This window comes from Neoalteromonas flava, assembly GCF_002807685.1.
Taxonomy (GTDB): Bacteria; Pseudomonadota; Gammaproteobacteria; order Enterobacterales; family Alteromonadaceae; genus Alteromonas_E; species Alteromonas_E flava.
Window position 1 is genome coordinate 445887 of the sequence record NZ_PEAX01000001.1, and the last position, 21673, is coordinate 467559.

Annotated in this window: 21 protein-coding genes; 9 read left to right on the forward strand and 12 right to left on the reverse strand. The window is 46.8% G+C overall.

Annotated features, from left to right (window positions below; genetic code table 11):
* Nucleotides 1–51 precede the first annotated feature (51 nt).
* The 4 genes from CSH92_RS02100 (at nt 52) to CSH92_RS02115 (ending at nt 3440) form a co-directional block, all read left to right on the forward strand.
* Complete coding sequence (locus CSH92_RS02100) at nt 52–1554, forward strand: peptide MFS transporter (RefSeq protein ID WP_100655942.1); 1503 nt, start codon at nt 52–54, stop codon at nt 1552–1554.
* Nucleotides 1551–1850: a DUF6170 family protein gene (locus tag CSH92_RS02105; protein ID WP_100655943.1), complete on the forward strand. Its 300-nt coding sequence runs from the start codon at nt 1551–1553 to the stop codon at nt 1848–1850. The genes CSH92_RS02100 and CSH92_RS02105 overlap by 4 nt, the downstream gene beginning before the upstream one ends.
* Nucleotides 1847–2875 carry a UDP-glucose 4-epimerase GalE gene (galE, locus tag CSH92_RS02110; RefSeq protein WP_100655944.1) on the forward strand — a complete coding sequence of 343 codons (1029 nt, stop codon included), beginning with the start codon at nt 1847–1849 and terminating at the stop codon, nt 2873–2875. The genes CSH92_RS02105 and galE overlap by 4 nt, the downstream gene beginning before the upstream one ends.
* A 67-nt stretch (nt 2876–2942) precedes the next feature.
* Nucleotides 2943–3440, forward strand: coding sequence for a GNAT family N-acetyltransferase (locus CSH92_RS02115; RefSeq protein ID WP_100655945.1), 498 nt, complete (start codon nt 2943–2945; stop codon nt 3438–3440).
* 153 nt (nt 3441–3593) lie between these two features.
* On the opposite strand, the gene CSH92_RS02120 is transcribed toward CSH92_RS02115, so the two are convergent.
* From CSH92_RS02120 to ccmA, 10 genes are read right to left on the reverse strand one after another with little or no spacing between them, the layout of a single operon-like run.
* Complete coding sequence (locus CSH92_RS02120) at nt 3594–4373, reverse strand: MlaA family lipoprotein (protein ID WP_100655946.1); 780 nt, start codon at nt 4371–4373, stop codon at nt 3594–3596.
* Nucleotides 4370–5614 (reverse strand): c-type cytochrome biogenesis protein CcmI, encoded by a 1245-nt coding sequence (gene ccmI, locus CSH92_RS02125; RefSeq protein ID WP_100655947.1) that lies wholly within the window; start codon nt 5612–5614, stop codon nt 4370–4372. Before ccmI ends, CSH92_RS02120 begins: the two co-directional genes overlap by 4 nt.
* Nucleotides 5615–6094: a cytochrome c-type biogenesis protein gene (locus tag CSH92_RS02130; protein WP_100655948.1), complete on the reverse strand. Its 480-nt coding sequence runs from the start codon at nt 6092–6094 to the stop codon at nt 5615–5617. It lies immediately after the preceding gene.
* Entirely contained in the window at nt 6091–6690 is a 600-nt protein-coding gene (locus CSH92_RS02135; protein ID WP_100655949.1) for a redoxin family protein, read from the reverse strand. Before CSH92_RS02135 ends, CSH92_RS02130 begins: the two co-directional genes overlap by 4 nt.
* Nucleotides 6690–8696 carry a heme lyase CcmF/NrfE family subunit gene (locus CSH92_RS02140; RefSeq protein ID WP_100655950.1) on the reverse strand — a complete coding sequence of 669 codons (2007 nt, stop codon included), beginning with the start codon at nt 8694–8696 and terminating at the stop codon, nt 6690–6692. Before CSH92_RS02140 ends, CSH92_RS02135 begins: the two co-directional genes overlap by 1 nt.
* Before the next feature lie 2 nt (nt 8697–8698).
* Nucleotides 8699–9163, reverse strand: a complete 465-nt coding sequence (gene ccmE / locus CSH92_RS02145) for a cytochrome c maturation protein CcmE (RefSeq protein WP_100655951.1) — start codon at nt 9161–9163, stop codon at nt 8699–8701.
* Between the two features lie 17 nt (nt 9164–9180).
* Nucleotides 9181–9390, reverse strand: coding sequence for a heme exporter protein CcmD (gene ccmD, locus CSH92_RS02150; RefSeq protein ID WP_100655952.1), 210 nt, complete (start codon nt 9388–9390; stop codon nt 9181–9183).
* Between the two features lie 7 nt (nt 9391–9397).
* Nucleotides 9398–10150 carry a heme ABC transporter permease gene (locus CSH92_RS02155; protein ID WP_100655953.1) on the reverse strand — a complete coding sequence of 251 codons (753 nt, stop codon included), beginning with the start codon at nt 10148–10150 and terminating at the stop codon, nt 9398–9400.
* Complete coding sequence (gene ccmB / locus CSH92_RS02160) at nt 10150–10821, reverse strand: heme exporter protein CcmB (RefSeq protein ID WP_100655954.1); 672 nt, start codon at nt 10819–10821, stop codon at nt 10150–10152. Before ccmB ends, CSH92_RS02155 begins: the two co-directional genes overlap by 1 nt.
* Entirely contained in the window at nt 10818–11453 is a 636-nt protein-coding gene (gene ccmA / locus CSH92_RS02165; RefSeq protein ID WP_100656292.1) for a cytochrome c biogenesis heme-transporting ATPase CcmA, read from the reverse strand. The genes ccmB and ccmA overlap by 4 nt, the downstream gene beginning before the upstream one ends.
* A gap of 209 nt (nt 11454–11662) precedes the next feature.
* Here ccmA and CSH92_RS02170 point away from each other — a divergent pair, with 209 nt between their 5' ends.
* Both CSH92_RS02170 and CSH92_RS02175 read left to right on the forward strand, forming a co-directional pair.
* Nucleotides 11663–13813, forward strand: a complete 2151-nt coding sequence (locus CSH92_RS02170) for a flagellar hook-length control protein FliK (protein ID WP_100655955.1) — start codon at nt 11663–11665, stop codon at nt 13811–13813.
* A 1-nt stretch (nt 13814) separates the two neighbouring features.
* Complete coding sequence (locus CSH92_RS02175) at nt 13815–14141, forward strand: EscU/YscU/HrcU family type III secretion system export apparatus switch protein (protein ID WP_100655956.1); 327 nt, start codon at nt 13815–13817, stop codon at nt 14139–14141.
* A 69-nt stretch (nt 14142–14210) separates the two neighbouring features.
* On the opposite strand, the gene recA is transcribed toward CSH92_RS02175, so the two are convergent.
* Together recA and CSH92_RS02185 are read right to left on the reverse strand one after the other, a co-directional pair.
* Entirely contained in the window at nt 14211–15239 is a 1029-nt protein-coding gene (gene recA, locus CSH92_RS02180; protein ID WP_100655957.1) for a recombinase RecA, read from the reverse strand.
* Nucleotides 15240–15349: 110 nt separating this feature from the next.
* On the reverse strand, nt 15350–15886 hold the full coding sequence (locus tag CSH92_RS02185) for a CinA family protein (RefSeq protein WP_100655958.1): 537 nt from the start codon (nt 15884–15886) through the stop codon (nt 15350–15352).
* 36 nt (nt 15887–15922) lie between these two features.
* On the opposite strand from CSH92_RS02185, the gene mutS reads away from it, so the two are divergent.
* The 3 genes from mutS to eno all read left to right on the forward strand — a co-directional run bounded on the left by mutS (nt 15923) and on the right by eno (nt 21615).
* A complete protein-coding gene (gene mutS / locus CSH92_RS02190; protein ID WP_240612708.1) occupies nt 15923–18523 on the forward strand; it encodes a DNA mismatch repair protein MutS in 2601 nt (866 codons plus the stop codon).
* A gap of 152 nt (nt 18524–18675) precedes the next feature.
* A complete protein-coding gene (locus tag CSH92_RS02195) occupies nt 18676–20307 on the forward strand; it encodes a CTP synthase (RefSeq protein ID WP_100655959.1) in 1632 nt (543 codons plus the stop codon).
* Nucleotides 20308–20322: 15 nt separating this feature from the next.
* Nucleotides 20323–21615, forward strand: a complete 1293-nt coding sequence (gene eno / locus CSH92_RS02200; protein WP_100655960.1) for a phosphopyruvate hydratase — start codon at nt 20323–20325, stop codon at nt 21613–21615.
* Nucleotides 21616–21673: the final 58 nt, after the last annotated feature.

Genomic DNA, 21673 nt, shown 5'->3' on the forward strand with positions numbered 1-21673 from the left:
CTGTCTTGCATAATGACGCGCGAATTATAATAACGAAGTAATAATAACAATATGAATAAAACCAACGACACAAGTTTCTTCGGCCACCCAGGGGGCCTACAAACGCTATTCTTTACCGAAATGTGGGAGCGTATGAGTTACTACGGCATGCGCGCATTATTAGTCTTGTTCATGACAGCAAGTCTACAAGAAGAAGGGCTCGCGTTTACCGTAGCTACGGCGACGGCAATTTATGGCCTATACACCGGTGCAGTTTACTTTATGGGTTTACCTGGCGGTTGGTTAGCTGATCGCCTGTTGGGTGGGCAAAAAGCTGTGTGGTATGGCGGCATCATCATTATGTCAGGGCACATCGTACTGGCTATTCCCAGTACCCAAACGTTCTTTATCGGTTTGATCTTAGTGGTGCTTGGTACCGGACTATTGAAGCCGAATATCGGTGCCATGGTTGGTATGTTATACAGCGACGAAGATAAACGTCGAGACAGCGGCTACACGCTTTACTACATGGGTATCAATATCGGCTCAGTGATTGGCTACATTGTGTGTGGCTATCTTGCTACCAACTGGGGTTATCACTACGCCTTTGGTGCAGCTGCTGTGGGTATGGCGATTGGACTCGTGCAATATAAGCTAACCCAACCGAAGCTGGAGGGAGCAGCCGCTACTCCAACGGTTGATTTATCACCCAATGCCCAGCGCTTGAGCTGGATGGTAATCGTCGGCTTTTTAATTGCGTTAGCATTAGTTACATTCATGGTATCTAGCGGTGCATTAGTTATTGATGCCGTAGCGCTAGCCAAATATGTGGCGGTCTTCTTTACTCTTGTGTTCCTTGCCTACTACGCCGCCATCTTTTTCTTTGGTAATCTGGATGGCAATGAAAAACGCAAACTAGGTGCACTGTTTCTAGTCTGTATCGCATCAATTTGCTTCTGGGCTGGTTTTGAACAAGCAGGATCTTCACTAAACTTGTTTGGCCGTGACTACACTGACCGCATGCTAGGCAGCTTTGAAATTCCACCGGCATGGTTCCAGTCAGCTAACTCATTCTTTATCATCATTTTATCGCCGTTTTTTGCAGCGCTATGGATCAATCTGGGCAAGCGTATGCTTGACCCTTCTTATGGGTTTAAGTGTGCAATCGGCCTGATCATTATGGCAACCGGCTTTATTGTTATGTTTTTCGCAGCACAATTAGCCGCCAGCGGTCTAAAAGTAGCACCATACTGGTTAGTAATGACTTACTTCTTGCACACTGTGGGTGAACTTTGCTTAAGTCCAGTTGCATTAAGTGCAGTTAGCAAGCTTTCACCGAAACGTTTTGCAGGCCAAATGATGGGCGTTTTCGTACTTACCTATTCAATTGGTAACGTTGTAGCAGGCCTACTGGCGGGTAACTTTGATCCAAGCCGTCTCGATGAAATGCCTGGGTTGTACATGCAAATCAGTTTATTCAGCATTGCAATTGGTATCGTTGTGTTGCTCTTCGTATTAAAGACGCGACAGTGGGAAAAGCTCCCTTCGAATGATGAGAAAAAAGCAACCGCATGAAGCTCTACTTCTCAACCAAGCAAATCCCTCAATTGAGGGATTTGCCATTACAACAACGCATGGTTGCATTGGAACATGCAGCCTTAAAGATGAGCGTACCGGAGCGTTCATTGCTCAATGTATTAAAGCTCCTGATCATCGTGCCAGTTTTTGTTTTCATTTTACAAGCATCGGAAAACTGGTATGCGCTTGTTTGGGCGGCTTTAGTCTTACTCGTCTATCCGCTGTTCATTAAGCCATTGCAATACAGCTTAAGCGCAAAATACCTTGCAGAAGATATAGGGAAGTCAATATGAAAACTATTTTAGTTACCGGTGGTGCTGGTTACATTGGTAGTCATACCGTGCTGCAATTACTTGAACAAGACTACAATGTAATAGTGTTAGATAACTTGAGTAATGCATCAGAAGTCTCACTCCAACGAGTAGAAAAACTCACCGGTAAATCTGTCATATTTAGGCAAGGAGATATTCGCAATGAAGCGGATATGGAAGCGCTATTTACCCAGTACAAAGTCGACGCGGTTATCCATTTTGCCGGACTTAAAGCAGTTGGCGAGTCAGTCGAGCAGCCTTTGCGTTACTATGAAAACAATGTGTTTGGTACCTTGCAGCTATGTAAGGTAATGCAGCGACACAGTGTAAAAAACCTCGTCTTTAGCTCCTCCGCAACCGTGTACGGCGATCCGGTTGAGTTACCGCTGCGTGAAGATATGCCCACCGGGTCTCCAACTAACCCTTATGGGCAGTCAAAACTAATGGTTGAGTTAGTGTTACGCGACCTCTATCAATCAGACAATTCATGGAATATTGTCCTTTTACGGTATTTCAATCCTGTAGGCGCGCACCCATCTGGCCAAATTGGTGAAGACCCTAGCGGTATTCCTAACAACTTGATGCCATTTATCACCCAAGTCGCCACAGGCAAGCGCGAGTGCTTGAGTGTATTCGGCGATGATTATGATACCCCGGATGGTACGGGCGTACGTGATTACATTCACGTTGAGGACCTCGCTGACGGACATTTAAAAGCATTAACCAAACTGGCGGATAGGGCTGGCCTTTGTACTTTCAATTTAGGAACCGGCCAAGGCTATAGTGTGCTAGACATGGTTAAAGCCTTCGAACAAGAAAGTGGCCAATCTGTCCCTTATAAGATTGTCCCGCGGCGTAGCGGTGATGTTGCTTTGTGCTATGCAGATCCTACTCTTGCAGAACGAGAGCTTAAGTGGTCTGCAAAGAAAGGGTTAGTGGATATGTGTCGCGACTCATGGCGCTGGCAATCACAGAATCCAAATGGATACAAAAAAAGCGGCGAGTAAGCCGCTTTTTTTATTGCCTGAATAGGTTAAAGTAAGCGACACAGTAAGGTCATGAAAGGTAAGATGCATGGCGCAGAATCCGCTTTCATCTGCAAGCGATTATAGCTTGCTACGTTTCGAGCAGCTAAGCGTACACCAGCTCTATCAAATACTTAAATTACGCAGCGATGTATTTGTGGTTGAGCAAAACTGTGTATATCCCGATCTCGATGACAAGGACACAGCCCCAGACGCCCTGCATGTGTTTTCGCAATCTGATGAAACTTGCGCGCAACATAAAATCACTGCATACGCCCGCTGCTTAGCGCCGGGCGTCTCGTATCAGGGGTGCAGTATTGGGCGTGTGGTGGTGGCACCTGAACAACGAGGTATGGGTTACGCAAAAGCGCTCATGCTGGCGGCGATAAAGGCTTGTCAGCAGCAGTGGCCTAACTATCCGATTGAAATTGGTGCGCAGCTTTATCTGCAGGATTTCTATGCATCACTGGGTTTTGTAGTTTTTAGCGATGCATACGATGAAGATGGCATTATGCACATTGATATGCGGTTAGACCAAGTTATCTAATTATACGCAGTACACGCCGATGGACGAAAAGCGGGAACGTTTTTAATACTTGTGTAAATAGACTGCAATGACATGGCAGTCACGCGACAATCAAATAATAAAAAGGGGCGAATGTCACCCCTTCTAGATTGAATTTAACCGCTAATCTGTTGATCACAGGTCGTCTAACATGCTCTCGAAGTCTTCAAAATCTTCCAATTGCTCTTCTTCTGGCTCTTGTTGCTCAATCTTACCATCACTGACTTGAAAGGCTTTGTTTTGGAAGTACGCATTTTTCACAAATGCATAAGGATCAGCTGAGTTTTCAAGTTGTTGTTCTTGCTCCATCAACCTTGCCCGCGCTTCAAGTATTTCTACCCCCCACCGTAACAAGGTGAAATTACTGTTTAAGTAAGTCATTGGAAAGTAGGCATTGTCAACGTACTCGCCAGAAACTCCGCGCACATCGTTAGGGCCAGCACCTGGCAACATCAAGTAGGGCCCGTTACCAATACCCCATACACCCAATACTTCATCGAAATCTTCGTCTTGACGAGGTACGCCCATTTTTTCAGCAACGTCAAAAACCCCGAAAACGCCTATCGTGGTGTTCAACAAAAAGCGCACCATGCTATCCATTGAACCACCGACTTTGCCTTGTAGCAGGTTATTGACGAAATTCACTGGCTCTTCTAAATTTTGCGCCGCATTCAAAAGTCCGGTACGCGCAAACTTTGGCATCACAGTTACGTAACCAACGGTAACCGGGCGGACCAAAAATTCGTCAAGCACTTCATAATTAAAATCCCATAGAACACGGTTTACAGGTTCTAGTGGGTCACGCGGATCTCCATTACTTTGTTCAGCCGCCAATTGTTGTTGGCTTGATTGTGTTGCACATCCACCGAGGCTTAATAACAAAGAGCTCGCGAGTATGAAAATAAGTCTATTCATTGTATTTCCTGATCAATTAACACTTCAGCCTCGACAATCTGACCGGCTGACACCGGAATTTCTGTCATACCCTGAAGTTCGCCTTGCATGGCTTCTACATTCTCATCATTCGAGATTCTTGCGACCAATCGTGCCCGCTGGATATCATTCAGCGTAAATGTCGAGAGCATCGCTTGTTGCTCGGTTAATATCACCTTGGTTGGCAACTCAGAAAGCGGTAGCTTTACAACAGCGGCTGGTACTCGCATAGAGCCTTCTGCATCTTGGGCAAACACAAATAAAAAAGCGTTGGTCGGCAACTTTTCGCTAAGCTCGGATGTTATTGATACCTGCACACTAAAGCCAGTTAAATTTGTTTCATCTTGTTTCGAAGTTTCTCCACCAAGCTCAGCTAAACGCGCCGTTAACGACTGATACATATCACTGGTGGGTGACATTTTGGTTTTAATTAAGTCGAAATTTTCTTGTGCTTTAGCTAGCTTCCCCAACTGTGCAGTGACCACGGTTAACATTAAACGAATATTATCGTTTTGCGGTTGTTGGGTTAGCTCGAAATCGAGGATGCGCTCAGAGCGTTGAAGGTTCTCATCTACGCCAGTTAACATAAGCGCTTGGGCAAAGCTTAACCGCGTATTTACGTCTTCTGGAGCTATCTCAAACGCCCGTTCAAAAGCTTCGATCGATTGCTCGGAAAAGCCCATACTCATATACAATCGGCCAAGGTTTAACCAAGCCTGATCATCTTCAGGAGTCGCGCGCAAACGCTGTCGAATTGCCAGTGCAAGCAGCTGTAATTCCTCCGGAGAAATTTCTGCTTGGTTATTAGCTACCGCAATCAACTTGTCGCTCAATTCACTTATTGAAGCATTAGCCTGCACTAAAGTATCGACAGCTTTAAGGTGATTGGTTTGATAATAAACGACGCCACCAACGCCAAAAGCCAATATCAATCCAACCAGAATGGGTAACCTAACGCTCTCACTACTGCTCTGCTCTTGGTCTTTTACTTCATCCACTAGAGCAAGCTTTAACTCTACTATTGCTTGCTCCTTGTCAGTCGCAGAAATTAAGCCTTCTGTATGTTCCTTTTCTATTTCACTTAAACGTTGCTTAACAATTTGAGCATTGCGTAATTGGTCAGTGACACGTTGATTCCGTCGATGGAACCATGGCAAAGCGATACAGACAGCAAGCAGGCTTAAAAATCCCACCACTACAATATAGAAAACAGTCCAAGTCATTTATTCTTCTCGTTCCAGTAATGCTTCTGCGTGCTTTAATTTTTGTGCAACATCGTCTTGATCATTGTTCACTGAACGTTTACGCGCAATTAGAGCCAATGCGACTACAGCAAAAACCACCGGCAGCACCCAAAGCCAAAGTGTGTAAGGGGTAACTGGCGGTTGGTAATAGACAAAATCGCCATAGCGTGATTTCATAAAATCAATCACTTCCTGCTTGGTCTTACCTTGTTTGAGTAATTGGTACACCTTACGTCGCATGTCATGTGCAATCATGGCATCAGAGTCAGCAATGTTTTGATTTTGGCACATCGGGCAGCGCAGAACTGCGGTCAGTTCTAGAAATGTTTCACGCTGTTTAGGTGAAGCAAATTGATAACTATCAACGCCATCTTGAGCGAGAAATTCTTGCTCTTCAGCTTTGCTCGACAAACTGAATAACAGTGCGCTGGTGAATATAATTAACACACTTAATCTCATTGCACCTGCCCCGCACTTTGCTGTTCGGCAATCAATTGGTCATAGACCGGTTTGATTTTATGTGTCCATACGCGTTCATTAAGATCACCGATATGATGTAAACGTATTTGCCCCTTGGCATCGATAACAAAGTGCTCAGGAGCACCGGTAACTCCAAGATCTAAAGAATAGTCGCGGACCACATCAAATATCTGGAACTGATAGGGATTGCCTAATCGGTTGAGCATTTGGGTCACTTCGCCCTGAACCCGCTGCAAGGTTTTGGTACCAAAGTCAGGATCTAAATCCTGATCATAATACAAGCCTACAAACCGCACGCCATATTGCTCTCTTAGTTGAGTTAGATAAGGCAACTCGACAGCACACGTCACGCACCATACGCCCCAAACATTGAGAATACTTACTTCTCCGGTAAGGTCGGCTGGGGAGTAACGGATCTCTGGCTGAAACAAATCAGGCAGATCAAATGGCGGCAGTGGCTTGCCCAGCGCCATCGAATCACGCTCGCGAGGGTCACTGAACAAGCCCTGAAAAAGAAACACGACTAGCAGGGCAAAAATACTGACAGGTACTGCAAACCACCAGGCTTTTTTCATCATTTTGCTCCAGCTTGTGCTTGGTTCGTTGTTACTTGCTGGCTGTGCGAATTTATCTCGCGCCGAGCCACCTTTCTCAAGCGGTAACGCTTATCCGCTATCGACATAGCCCCACCTAAAGCCATGACGAACGCCCCAGCCCAAATCCAAACCACAAAAGGTTTGATATACAGGCGCACAGCCCAAGCATTCCCTTCTAACGGTTCGCCCAATGCAATAAACAGGTCACGCGTTATCGTGGCGTGAATACCCGCTTCAGTCATAGTTGTTCTTTGCACTGGATAAAAGCGCTTCTCTGGCTCGAGATGCACCAGCTTCTTACCGTCTTTGAACACGTCAAACACACCAACATCAGCACGGTAATTCGGGCCATCCACTTGCTTTACACCAGTAAACAAAAAGTCATAGCCCGCAAGGGAAACCGTATCACCGGGGAGCATGCGCACGTCGCGCTCTTGTTCATAGTTACTCACTAAGGTGATACCTATGAGAGTGATGGCAAAACCAACATGGCCCAAGACCATTCCCCAATGGCTACGGGTAAGGCCGCGCAATGCACTGAGGGTATCCTTATTTTGCTGAGCAGCCACTCGTTGGCGGACCTCTTGTACGGTGCTGATCAATATCCAGAAACTTAAGATCATACCCAAGGTCGCCATAAATGTTGGCTGGTCATAATTAAAGTTGACTAGTAACGCTGCACTGACACTAATACCAAAAGCGACCAGCATGTGATTGCGTAAATCTGCGACCGGTTGGCGTTTCCAACGTGATAATGGCCCGATCCCAAGCATAAACACAAACGGCACAATCAAAACCACAAACATTTGATTAAAAAAGGGTGCACCGATCGAGATAGTTCCTAGCCCTAGTTCTTTGTGCACCAAGGGAAACAAAGTGCCAAGTAAGACCACTAAAGTAGCGGCACACAACAGCACATTATTACCAATCAACAACACTTCACGCGAAAAACTGTCGTAGTTGCCACGGCTGCGTAGCTCTTTAGCCCGCAGCGCATAAAGCAATAAACCAAACCCACTCAGCACGATCAAAATCCCCAAAATAAATAAACCGCGCGCCGGATCACTGGCAAAGGAGTGGACTGATACAATAACGCCTGAGCGGACTAAAAACGTCCCCAACAAACTGAGCGAAAAGGCGGCAATCGCCAACAATACGGTCCATGATTTAAAGACTTTGCGTTTTTCGGTTACCGCCAAGCTGTGCATCAAGGCAGTACCCACTAACCAAGGCATAAAAGAAGCGTTTTCTACCGGATCCCAGAACCACCAGCCACCCCAGCCAAGTTCGTAATATGCCCACCAACTGCCTAGCGCAATACCTAATGTTAAAAAGGCCCATGCAGAAATCACCCAAGGTCTTGACCAACGCGCCCAAGTGCTATCGAGCTGACCGGAAATTAACGCCGCGATAGCAAAGGCAAAAGCGACGGAGAAGCCCACATAGCCCATATACAGCATGGGTGGATGAATAATCATGCCGAAATCTTGCAGCAAGGGGTTTAAGTCGCGTCCATCAACAGGAAATAGCGGTAATAAGCTTTCAAATGGATTGGAGGTGAGGAGCATAAACAGATAAAAGCCCACCGAAACCATACCAAGAATGGATAGCACACGAGCCACCATGGGTTGCGGGATCCCTTTGCTGAACACTGCTACCGCAATAATCCACCCGGACAACATTAACACCCACAATAAGAATGAGCCCTCGTGTCCGCCCCAAACCGCAGTCACTTTGTAGTAAATCGGCAATAAACTGTTGGAGTGGTGCGCAACGTAAGCCACACTAAAGTCATCGACTACGAAGGCGTAGGTTAGGCAGGCATAGGCAATCGCGGTAAACATAAATAACGCAATGCCTAACGGCTTGGCGGTTGCCATCAATTGGGTATTATTCGTTTGCGCGCCCCACAATGGATAAACCGACAATAAAATTGAAAGAATTAATGCGATAGTTAAGGCGATATTGCCAAGCTCAGGGATCATGCTTAGTAACCTGCTTCAGTCGGTTTGACGTGCTTAATGCCTTTCATTTTCTCAGCTAACTCAGACGGCATGTATTCTTCATCGTGCTTGGCTAATACTTCATGGGCTTCAATAGTACGCGGTTCAACTAGCACACCAGTCGCTACGATCCCCTGCCCCTCTCGAAAAAGGTCAGGTAGGATGCCGGCGTACCTAACCGTTACCTTTTCGCCAATATCAACCAAGTCGAAACTAACCGCGAGTGATTCAGACTCTCGTCTAACTGAGCCCTCTACCACCATGCCTCCTATGCGCAATCGCTGACCTACAGCAGGAATACTGCCGTTTTTGCCCTCAATGATTTCTGAGGGGGTATAAAAAAGGTCAATATTTTCATTTAGCGCATATAACATCAGGCCAATCGCGCCTGATATCAGCAATAAAATACTACCCATAACTACGAGACGTTTTTGTCTTCTTGGATTCATACAATAAACAACCTTAATTATGTATTCTTTGCGGAGTTCTTGCGTGCTTTGGCAATGCGCGCTTTGCGCGCTTGCTCAACGCCTACTTGAGCTATCAACTGGCGCTTTGCCCATAAGCTTTCAATGACAAGTAAGATCATGACCAATACTGTTACACCAAAAGAAAGCCACACAAAAAAGCCGTAACCGCCCATCGCTATAAATTCACTGAAACTGGTAAATTGCATGTACTGTTTAACTCACGTTGTTTTTCAGCTTCGCAACCATATCGACCACCCAAGGCCGATGCAGTTCGCGGCGTAGAATCTCGTTTTTCATTCGTATTAGTGTCACCGCTCCAACAAAAGCAGCAAAACCAAGGATATTAATCAATAGTGGCCACAACATTTCCGGTGCAATGGAGGGTTTGCCAAACTTAGTAATCGTGGCGCCTTGGTGCAGCGTATTCCACCATTCCACTGAGAAGTGGATAATCGGTACATTGATGACACCAACCAAGGCCATCACACCGGCAGCCTTGCCGGCCTGCTGTTTATCATCAAAGGCCGCATACAGGGCCATAACCCCCAAATACAGAAACAACAAAATCAACTCAGAGGTTAGTCGCGCGTCCCAAATCCACCAAGTACCCCACATTGGCTTACCCCATGCTGCCCCCGTCCATAATGCTACAAATGTCATTACCGCACCGACGGGTGCCATGGCTATCATCGCCATGTACGCAGTGCGCCATTGCCATATCATGCCAACGGCTGCGGCGACAGCCATTGCCACATATGTGCCCATAGATAACATCGCGCTGGGGACGTGGATATATATGATGCGAAAGGAATCGCCTTGCTGATAGTCAGCTGGAGCATACAACAACCCCCATACAGTACCAACCAATAAACTGGTTATTGCAGTGACCGCAAACCAAGGCATTAAGGTGTTGCACAACTGAAAGGCGCGCTCAGGTTTTGCGTAGGGATGTAACCATTTCCACATTAGTTCAGACTCACTTTAACTGCGTAGCTAATAGCAAACGGTGTAATCGCCATTGCCAAAAGTAATAATGCCCCGATCACCGCTAACTGTGGTAAGTAGGACAACTGCATCGCTGCGGCTTCGATTGCCGCGGTAGCAAAAATTAACAGCGGAATAAACAGGGGGATCAGTAACAACGCTAGCAGCACGCCACCGCGATTTAGCCCCATAGTTAACCCTACTGCAATTGCTCCAACCAGGCTAATCAAGGGCGTTCCTAGCGACAGTGTTGCTAATAGCGCCCAATACATCCCTTCAGTTAAATGTAAAAACAGCGCTAATAGCGGCGAAATAATAACTAAAGGAATAAACGACATCAGCCAGTGACAAGCAACTTTTATTGCCATCAAGCCTGCCATGGAAGCATCAGTTAGTGCCAACTGTTCCAGCCAGCCCTGTTGAAAATCGTCGCGAAACAATCGCTCCATACCCAACAAGGACGAAAGAATCGCGGCCACCCAAATCACACCTGGGCCAATTCGTTGCAACGTTTCTGGCGATGGCCCTACCCCTAAGGGGAATAAGCTAACCACAAGAACAAAAAACACCAAAGGCTGCACGAGTTCCGATTTTTGCCGAAATGCTAGGGTAAATTCGCGTCGCCACATCGCTGCGTATGGACTAAACCTCATAGTTGATACGCCAAATCTAATTGTTTGGATGGCACTACCGACTGCAACATTTGATGCGACGTCAACAAAACACATCCACCTTGTTGAATAAATTGTTGAATTTGTTGTTCAATTAACTGGATTCCATAGACATCAAGCGCTGTAAAGGGTTCATCTAAAATCCATACATTGGCAGCAGATTTTAACCATAAACGAGCCAATGCAACACGCCGATTCTGACCAGCTGACAATTGGCCACAAGGAACATCCTCTAACCCCACTAGACCGAGTACTTCAAGCACCTGATAAATGTCATTGACGGTTGCGGCGATCCCCTGTTGAGCACACCAAAATTGACTGTTCTCAAGCGCCGTCGCTCGAGGTTCAATGGCCGACTTATGTCCAATATAAACCAGTGAACGCGCGTAATTACGCCTCACATCCGCCTGCTGAATACTGCTCCCGTCGAAGAATAAATCACCCGCAAAAGGTTGATGAAACCCAACAACAGTGCGCAACAGACTGGTTTTTCCAGCCCCATTTTGTCCAGTCAGATAGACCAAATCGCCAGCGTTAATAGTGAAGCTGAGGTTCTCAAACAACAGCCGATCTCTACGCACACAGGACAGGTCAACAGCGCTAATACGTGACAACAATAATTCCTTATTCTGCTGAAGGGGTTTACTCGTCTTTTCTCTGGCGCGAGAGTTTACCATAACTGTGCAAAGGGTTTGGCACCTGATCCGTCAATTTAACTGAATAATTTAACAGAAAATCGCTATCATTTCGGTCAGGTCAGCGTATTCTAATACTTCAAGACGATGCTACTTTGCGCGAGATCAACGCACCTAATAGGTATGCAGTGATCGCGTATTCGACCGATAACGTTATTATGCAAGATGTTAATTTAGGTAACCTTTTAGCGTCACTTTCTAACTCAAGTGCCAATCCTGCGGCGCCTGAGTTAAAAAGTCTAACCAGTACGCGTATGCAGCCAGTCTCATTTGCTGCATTACAAGGCCAAATACAAGTGGTGCTCAAAGGTGGCCAACGTCAACCACTATTAGCGCTTACAAATGCTAATCTGCAAGGTATTAGCAGCGGACAGGTTGCGCTCAGCGCAGACGGTCAAAGCCTGATAGTCACTACAGAGCGTAAACAATTACTCGATACTATCGTGTCGTATCAGCAACAACATACGTTGTTCAAAGCACTTGCTAATCAACCTGGAGTAGCCAAGTTAGTTGAGCACAATCTCAATCTAGCCCAAATACGTCAAGCACAGGTGCTCAGTGTACAAGGTTCTGCGGTGGTTTTGCAGCTGCAACCACCAATCGGCAAGTTGGATACTCTTACAGTGCAATGGCCGCAATCAAAACCAGCGTTATCTCCTGGACAGACTGTGACATTGCAAGTGCAACAACAAGGCGACAAGTTTGTTGGTAAGATTTTACTTACCTCAGATTCGTCGCCAAAGTCCTCACCAGAAACGCCGACTATTAGTCACAGTGGTAGATCGGCTGTGAGTTCCAATGCAAAAACGGTTATCGCTCCGCTAGCTAATGAATTACCCATTTTAAAACAGGGTCTACCGCAATTAACCGCACAAGGTATCCCCCTTAAACTCGACAACGCAGTTACTCAAGCGTTAACGCCTTTGCTCAAGCCTGAAGCGCTTGCGTTACTCAAGCAAGCGGCGCAAACCGCAGGCTTGCAAGTGACTGTCAGAGCTTCTGGGGATCAACGTATGGCATTAGACATTGCGCTCCCCATCTTAAAGCAATCACTAAGCAGTAATCCTGTAAATACACTTTCTGACGCGGCAGCAAAAGGCGTTATGAGCGAGTCTAAAACAGCGCTACAGACGTTACCAAAGTTGCCGCTTATGCAAGAGCGCCAATTCAACACATTCTTTAAACTAAATGCGCAACAGCAAAGCCAGTTTATACAGGCAATAGAACGTTTCCCTCCGAGTAATGTCGGCATAAATGCGAATTCAGCACCATTAACCAGCACAGAAGCAGCTAGTTCCATCAATACTGGTATGTCTCTTGGGCAAAAAGACGCGAAAGTAGAGTCATCGTTGTTACAACAAATTCGCACGGTGGTGAAGCAACAATTTGTCAATGCAGACTCGACGAGTCAGACCTCCCAAACACTTAATCAGGCCTTACAAATACTCACGCAACAGGTTGATAATGAGGTTAAACCCTTATTCCAGCAAATTAAACAAGCACTGGTACCGCTGACCACACAACAACCTGACGCGCGACAACTACAACAATTACTGCAATTACCAGCAACACCAATTTCGAGCCAAGCGTTAGGGCAAATAAGCCCGGTAAATAATTTGGTAAGTGGTCTCGTTGCACTGTTGCAACTGAGTTTAGCTGCGCGTTCAGGTCGCAGCATTAACCTCGCTCAAGAGCGTGTCGGCCAGTTATTACAATCTTTGCAACAGGTACAAAGCCCAACTCTCGGTGCTGCTCCACCAACCGCTAATATGCGCCGATCAGCGCAGGAATTTACTCAACTGGAACAACGCCAACAACTATTGCGTAACCTAAGTAAAGCGCTTAGTCAGCACAGCTATAACAAGCTAAGCCAAACTGAGACTGCCGTTCAAGGACAAGAAAGCTTATTTTATGCCGTTCCAGGCACTGGCCAGCCTCACTTTAAGGATACTGAGTTTCTTATTCGCCGCGAAAATAACGCCCCAGATAATAAGAAAACCTCTGCAGGTTCGCGACACACATGGCACCTTACAATGCTATTACGAGTCGGTGAATATGGCGACGTATTAACCAAGTGTCGCTTACAAGACACGACGATCAATCTGGACTTATATACGAATAACGAAGCGTTGCGTCTGCGCGTGCTCGAACATTTACCTGCACTTAAGCAGCGGTTTACCGCATTGGGACTAGAAATACCTTCCAGTACCTGTCAACTCGGGGTTATCCCCGACACATTGCGTGCAAAACCCTACCAGATTTTACAAACTCAGGTGTGAAATGGCCAAACCTACAGACAAACCTAAAAATAAACGCGCCATCGGTTTAAAGTACAAAACTGAAAACGCCGGTAGTGCACCGGAGATAATCGCTAAAGGTTTCGGCGAATTAGCTGAGGAAATAATTGCCGTTGCTAAAGCCAATGACGTTTTTGTGCATGAAGACCAATATCTGTCTGAGTTTCTCAGCACTCTAGATCTCGGTCAGGAAATTCCTGAGCAATTATATTATGTCATTGCTGAGTTGATCGCTTTCTCCTATGTACTGCAAGGTAAGACACCTCCCAACTGGCAGGATCCGAACCCATCCATTAATACCAACGCGTAATCGGTAAGCCTCGCACATAAAAAAGCCGCATCAGCGTTGATGCGGCTAATAAGCTAGGGAGCTTGAAAATTATTCTTCAGTCGCTACAGCTTCTTCGCTCGCTTTGGTTTTAGGTAACAACAATTCGTTACGGATCCGAGTTTCTAGTTCAGCAGACATCTCGGGATTATCCTTCAAGAAACGCACTACATTAGCCTTACCTTGACCAATGCGATTGCCATTGTAACTGTACCAAGCACCCGCCTTTTCTACCATTTTCTGTTGTACTCCAAGGTCAATTAACTCAGCTTCTTTAGAGATACCTTGGCCATACATGATCTGGAATTCCGCTTGTTTAAACGGCGGTGCTACTTTGTTCTTCACAACCTTCACACGAGTTTCATTGCCGACAACCTCATCGCCCTCTTTGATCGAACCAATCCGGCGAATGTCCAAACGAACTGAGGAGTAGAATTTCAATGCGTTACCACCGGTAGTGGTTTCTGGGTTACCAAACATAACCCCAATTTTCATTCGGATTTGGTTGATAAAAATACACAGGGTATTAGAGCGCTTGATGTTTGCCGTCAATTTACGTAATGCTTGTGACATTAAACGTGCCTGTAAGCCGACATGCGAATCACCCATATCACCTTCAATTTCTGCTTTTGGTGTCAACGCGGCAACTGAGTCGACAATCACCACATCGACCGCACCTGAGCGCACTAACATGTCACAAATTTCAAGCGCTTGCTCACCGGTATCAGGCTGCGACACGAGGAGATCATCAATATTGACCCCTAGTTTCTCAGCGTAAATTGGATCCAGCGCGTGCTCAGCGTCAACGAATGCACAAGTTTTACCCTTCTTTTGGGCTTCAGCGATAACTTGCAGTGTTAACGTCGTTTTACCTGAAGATTCAGGACCATAGATTTCAACGACTCGACCACACGGCAGGCCACCAATGCCCAACGCAATATCAATGCTCAGGGAGCCCGTAGAAATAGCTTCAATATCCATGGCTTGGTTATCACCAAGGCGCATGATCGCCCCTTTACCAAATTGCTTTTCGATTTGACCTAGAGCGGCGCTCAATGCGCGGGATTTATTATCATCCACCGGAGTAATCCTCTTATTCATTTAACGGGCTAACTACTGTATACCCATGCAGTATACTGTATAGCCATACAGTTACAAGTTTTTTTTGGAATTATGCTAGATGTGCGGTTTTATTCAACTAGACGTTCGACCAGAAATGCTAACGCAAAAGCGATGGCTTGTCGTCTTACTTGCGCGCGATCACCACTAAATTGTTGAGCAATAAGCCATTCTTTTTGATCCACTGCAAAACCAAACCAGACGAGTCCAACGGGTTTAGTTGGTGTCCCTCCTGTGGGCCCTGCTATGCCGGTTACGCTGACGGCAACATCAGCACCCGAACGTTGTTGCACACCGTGTAACATCTCAGCCGCAGTTTGCTCACTCACTGCGCCGTTACTATCCAGAGTTTGCGTGGATACCCCAAGTGCATCTATCTTGGCTTGATTGGCGTAAGTCACCCAACTGCGTTGAAACCACGCAGAACTTCCCGACACGCTCGTAATCGCGTAAGCTATGCCTCCGCCGGTACACGACTCGGCACATGAGAGGTGCTTACCTTTAAGGGCTAGTAGTTTTCCGAGTCGCGCTGCCAAGGCGTCAAGATCACACTGTGTAGGGTTAACGGATAATTGAACATCTTCCCTTGCGGGGTGTAGGTCAGCCATGAATAATAACCTTTAACGATCGATACAAGCGATAGTATGCCGTCGAACAAACCTGTAACTCAACCACAAAGCTTCGCTGGGCACACGCCCATGATGCAACAATATTTGCGCATCAAGTCAGAACACCCAGATACACTACTATTTTACCGCATGGGTGACTTTTACGAGTTGTTCTATGACGACGCCAAACGAGCTGCACAGTTACTCGATATCTCGCTAACGGCCCGTGGCAAGTCGGGCGGCGATCCGATCCCCATGGCTGGTGTCCCCTACCACGCAGTTGAGGGATATTTAGCCAAACTAGTTAAACTTGGTGTTTCGGTCGCTATCTGTGAGCAGGTTGGCGACCCAGCCACCAGTAAAGGTCCTGTAGAACGTCAGGTTCAGCGCATTGTTACTCCCGGCACCTTAACTGATGAAGCACTACTGGACGACCACAAAGAAAATTTACTTGTTGCTGTATGTCATCAAGATAAAAAGTTTGGTCTAGCCGCACTCGACTTATCTACTGGTCGCTTTAGCTTATGTGATGCTGATGACGAAATCGGCTTAAAAGCCCACCTAGCCCGTCTGGCGCCAGCAGAGTTATTGTATTCCGAAGATTTCAGCTACGCTCACCTTGTCGCTGACATGAAAGGTGCCAGACGACGTCCGCTGTGGGAATTTGAACGGCAAAGCGCCATTGAACAACTCACTGCGCAATTTTGTACCCAAGATCTCAATGGCTTTGGGGTCAATGACGATCACCCCGGGATCGGCGCCGCTGGTTGTGTTTTACAATACGTAAAGGATACCCAGCGCAGTGCATTGCCACACATTCGGGCCTTGCTGATTGAAAATTCAGAGCATTGGATACAATTGGATGAAGCGACCCGACGGAATTTGGAAATCTCAGTTAACCTAGCTGGTGGCCGTGACAACACTTTGCTTTCGGCATTGGATACCACTGCAACCGCGATGGGTGGGCGCCTGCTCAATCGGTGGCTGCATCACCCAATCACTGATAAACATCAATTAACCGAACGTCAGTCGGCAATAGCCAGTTTAATCGAATTCGACGACATTTTAACCGGGCAGCTCAAGCACATTGGCGATATTGAACGGATCATCTCACGCCTGGCCCTGCGCTCAGCACGCCCGCGCGATTTTGCTCGACTGCGCGATGCGTTAAAAGCGTTACCCGGACTAATAGCGTCAATAGAGCAATGTATTGCCAACTCAGCATCCTCTTGTCTGGCGCGCTTGGTAAACGCCTGCTTAGGTTTTGAGCAAGCTGCAGAGTTATTGTCCACGGCGATCAATGAAAATCCTCCCGTAGTTATTCGCGACGGCGGGGTTATCGCCTCTGGTTACAGTACCGAGCTCGATGAATTGCGTGATTTAGCTGCTGGCGCCACGCAATACTTAGAGGAACTGGAAGCAAGAGAAAAAGCACGAACGGGGATCAGCTCGTTAAAAGTCGGCTACAACAAAGTCCATGGCTTTTACATAGAAATCGGCAAAGCCTCCAGTGCACAAGTTCCGGCCGACTATATTCGTCGTCAGACACTAAAAAACAACGAACGCTACATTGTTCCTGAGCTAAAAGCCCATGAGGATAAAGTATTAACCAGTCAGAGCCGCGCTTTAGCTCTCGAAAAAGCGCTATATGACGAGCTATTCGATAAGCTAATGCCGCAATTGGCCGATTTTATCAATTGTGCGCAAGCCATTGCGCAAATTGACGTCTTGCATTGTCTAGCCGAACGCGCTGAAACGCTCGATTACCATCCACCGCAGTGGGCCGCTGGCACCTCTGTATGTTATGACAACGGTCGTCACCCCGTGGTTGAACAAGTGATGAAAGAACCCTTTATCGGCAATCCGCTGGTACTAAATGATAAACGTCAAATGTTAGTGATAACTGGGCCTAATATGGGAGGTAAAAGTACCTATATGCGGCAAACAGCATTAATCGTGCTACTTGCCCACATTGGTTCTTATGTCCCTGCAGAAAACACCCAAATCGGCGAAATTGATCGCATATTCACGCGTATCGGCGCATCTGACGACTTAGCTTCAGGGCGCTCAACCTTTATGGTTGAAATGACAGAAACTGCAACAATCTTACACAACGCTACGCCAAAGAGTTTAGTGCTGATGGACGAAATTGGTCGCGGAACAAGTACGTTCGATGGGTTGTCTCTGGCCTGGGCTACGGCTAGCCACTTGGCAGAAAAAGTAAATGCTTTAACCCTGTTTGCGACGCATTATTTCGAATTGACTCAGCTAGCTGAGCAATTCAGTAATGTCGTTAATGTGCATGTAAGCGCCATCGAGCACAACGATACGATTCGCTTTATGCATAGCATTCAAGAAGGTGCCGCGAATCAAAGCTATGGCCTGCATGTTGCGCAACTCGCAGGAGTGCCAAAAGGTGTGATTAAAGCCGCAAAACTAAAACTAGCTCAGCTGGAGCATGAATCTGCGTCAACGGCAGCAACAGGTGCAAAGTCAAATGCGCCGCAACCACTCCAATTAGCAATCCCCGAGAGCCATCCGCTTGTTTCCGCTTTTGCAGCGGTTAATCCCGATGAATTGAGCCCAAGGCAAGCACTCGACACCCTTTATCGTTTGCGCCAATTGCTCGACGATTAAGGTCAAAAAAGCCAAACTTCGCCCGACGCAACGATTGTGTCGGGTGCGCTTTGGGCGTATACTATTGCGCCGTCCGCTGCACAAATCTCAGTTCACACTTTTGAGTGCGTGAGTGGCAACAGCCTGTTCAATTTCTAAGCCTTAGGTTTCGCATGACACATTATATTTTCGTCACGGGTGGTGTTGTATCATCACTTGGAAAAGGTATTGCCGCTGCCTCATTAGCCGCTATTCTTGAAGCGCGTGGTTTGAACGTAACCATGCTCAAGCTTGACCCTTATATTAATGTGGATCCTGGAACTATGAGTCCAATCCAACATGGTGAGGTATTTGTGACCGACGACGGTGCAGAAACCGACCTAGACCTAGGGCATTACGAGCGCTTCATTCGCACACGTATGACCAAGCGCAACAATTTCACCACTGGCCGCGTTTATGAAGAAGTCTTAAAGCGTGAACGTCGTGGCGATTATCTGGGCGCCACTATTCAAGTCATACCCCACATTACCAATGAAATTAAACGTCGTGTGATCTCAGGTGCCGAAGGCAGTGATATTGCTATTGTAGAAATTGGTGGAACGGTAGGTGATATCGAATCGCAACCGTTTCTAGAAGCGATTCGTCAGCTCGGAACGGAAATTGGACGCGAGCGTGCGATGTATATGCACCTTACATTAGTGCCTTACATGCCAGCGTCGGGTGAAGTAAAAACTAAGCCTACTCAGCACTCAGTAAAAGAACTGCGTTCAATTGGTATTCAGCCAGACATTTTAGTTTGTCGTTCAGTTAATGCGTTACCTGCTAACGAACGCTCCAAGATTGCCTTATTTACCAACGTTGCCGACAAGGCGGTTATCTCGCTTAAAGATGTCGACAGTATTTATCGCATTCCAGCCGCATTAAAAGCACAAGGGATGGACAGCTTAGTGGTGCAGCGTTTTGGTCTGCAATGCCCTGAAGCCGATCTAACCGAATGGGAACAAGTACTATACGCCGAGTCTAACCCGACTGGAGAGGTTACTATTGGCATGGTGGGTAAGTATGTTGAGTTGCCCGACGCCTACAAATCTGTCAATGAAGCTCTGAAACATGCAGGGTTAAAGAACCGCTTAAATGTGAACATTAAGCACATCGACTCGCAAGATGTAGAAAGCAAAGGGACCCAGATCCTAGAGGACCTGGATGCGATTTTAGTTCCCGGAGGTTTCGGTGAGCGCGGAATTGAGGGCAAGATCGCAGCTGCCCGCTATGCGCGTGAGAATAAAGTCCCTTATCTCGGGATTTGCTTAGGTATGCAGGTCGCACTGGTTGAATTTGCCCGCAATGTGGCGGGTATGGAAAACGCCAATAGTACCGAGTTTGACCCTGAAACGCCTTACCCAGTGGTTGGCTTGATCACCGAGTGGCTCGATGCCGATGGTCAAAAAGAATTTCGCGATGATAATTCTGATCTGGGTGGCACGATGCGTTTAGGTAGTCAGCTCTGTCATTTGATCCTTGGCAGCAAGGTTCACCAACTGTATGGCTCTGATGAAATCCATGAGCGTCATCGTCACCGCTATGAAGTAAACAATAATCTACGCGAGAAAATTGAAGCGGCAGGATTGGTTGTGAGTGGTTTGTCCACCGATAAACGACTTGTAGAAGTGATTGAAATTCCGGATCATCCTTGGTTCGTCGCTGGTCAATTCCACCCGGAATTCACCTCGACACCACGCGACGGACATCCATTATTTACCGGTTTCGTTGCAGCTGCAGGCGAATACCAAAAAAAACATCATTAATTAGGAGAAATCAGCATGGCAACCATTAGTCGTATCATCGGGCGTGAAATATTAGATTCACGCGGTAATCCAACGGTTGAAGCTGACGTTTATTTAGCCTCTGGTGCAATGGGTCGCGCGGCGGCTCCTTCTGGCGCCTCTACTGGCTCACGCGAAGCCTTAGAACTGCGTGATGGCGATAAAGAACGCTACTTAGGCAAAGGTGTTTTAAAAGCGGTTAACGCAATTAATGAGCGCATTGCACCGGCACTCGCAGGCGTAGACGCCGCCGATCAACGAGCTGTTGATAAAATCATGATTGACTTGGACGGCACTGAAAACAAAGAAGTACTCGGTGCTAACGCTATTTTGGCAGTATCTTTGGCGGTCGCTAAAGCACAAGCGGCCGATCAAAATATGCCTTTATTCCAGCACATTGCCAAACTTAACGGTACCGAAGGCGAATATTCAATGCCAGTACCTATGATGAATATCATCAACGGCGGCGAACACGCAGACAACAACGTTGATATTCAAGAGTTCATGGTCCAGCCTGTCGGTGCAAAAAACTTCGCCGAAGCGCTGCGCATGGGCGCGGAAATTTTTCATTCATTGAAGAAAGTGTTGAATGCCAAAGGCCTAAATACCGCCGTGGGCGATGAGGGTGGCTTTGCACCAAACCTAGCGTCGAATGAAGAAGCACTAGCAGTCATCGTGGAAGCCGTTGAAAATGCCGGTTATCAAATGGGTAGTGATGTTACTTTAGCTCTAGACTGTGCAGCTTCTGAATTTTATAAGAACGGCGTTTATGACTTGTCAGGTGAAGGCAAACAGTTCGATTCTGAAGGCTTTGGGGACTACCTAGCCGACTTGTCGAAACGTTACCCGATTGTATCCATTGAAGATGGCTTAGATGAGAGTGACTGGGACGGCTGGAGCAGCCTGACCAAGAAAATTGGGGATTCAGTGCAATTAGTCGGTGACGACTTGTTTGTGACAAATACCAAGATTTTGAAGCGTGGCATCGACAATGGTGTGGGTAACTCAATCTTGATCAAGTTTAACCAGATTGGATCATTGAGCGAAACCTTGGATGCAATCAAGATGGCTAAACTAGCAGGTTACACTGCCGTGATCTCTCACCGCAGTGGTGAAACTGAAGATGCAACGATTGCTGATTTAGCGGTTGGAACCGCGGCTGGCCAAATCAAAACCGGTTCGCTATGTCGATCTGACCGTGTAGCCAAATACAACCAACTCCTGCGCATTGAAGAGATGCTTGGTGAAAATGCACCTTATAAAGGCCGCAGTGAGATAAAAGGTCAGTAATTTAATCGATTATTGCTTGATGATAGCCTGCTTGTCAGGCAGGCTATCAAGATCCTGA